This window comes from Dolichospermum circinale AWQC131C (assembly GCF_000426905.1).
In the GTDB taxonomy this organism is placed as follows: Bacteria; Cyanobacteriota; Cyanobacteriia; order Cyanobacteriales; family Nostocaceae; genus Dolichospermum; species Dolichospermum circinale.
On sequence record NZ_KE384632.1, the window covers coordinates 4,551 to 5,114 of the forward strand.

The following is a 564-nucleotide window of genomic DNA, read 5'->3' on the forward strand; positions in this document are numbered from 1 at the left end:
CGTTTAGGAAATGATTCCTACTATGTGGACAATGCAGCAGATATCATCAAAGAGAATGCTAATGCAGGAACAGATAGCGTTTTCAGCACCGCAGCAACTTACACTCTCAGCGCCAATGTAGAAAACCTAACGTTACAGGGAACAACCGCTATTAATGGTACAGGTAACACCCTCAATAATAATATTACAGGCAACGTAGCCGATAACGTTCTCACAGGTGGTACTGGTGCTGATACTTTAACTGGTGGTTTGGGTAATGACAGCCTGTACTTAGGTAGTGATACTGCTGTAGATAATGTTAACTACACTAATGGTGATGGTACAGATATAGTTTACCAATTTGTGCGCGGTGTTGGTGGCGATAAACTGAACTTTACAGGTATTGCTAATTTTGATGTGATTACATTAGGTAATTCTACATTAGTACAAGTTGGAGATGGTATTGCTGGTAATGCTGGTTTTGGTACTGGTCAATTATTAGTTACCTTATCGGGTAAATCAGGATTTAATAGCACCAATGCGAATTTAAACCTGTTCGGTGGTACTTTCTTGTTTAGTTAATAG

Annotated in this window: 1 pseudogene; it reads left to right on the plus strand. The window is 39.4% G+C overall.

Annotation, left to right across the window (positions count from 1 at the left end):
* Positions 1–561, plus strand: a pseudogene (locus ACIR131C_RS0116425) (DUF4347 domain-containing protein); the annotation flags it as partial.
* Between the last annotated feature and the right edge of the window lie 3 nt (positions 562–564).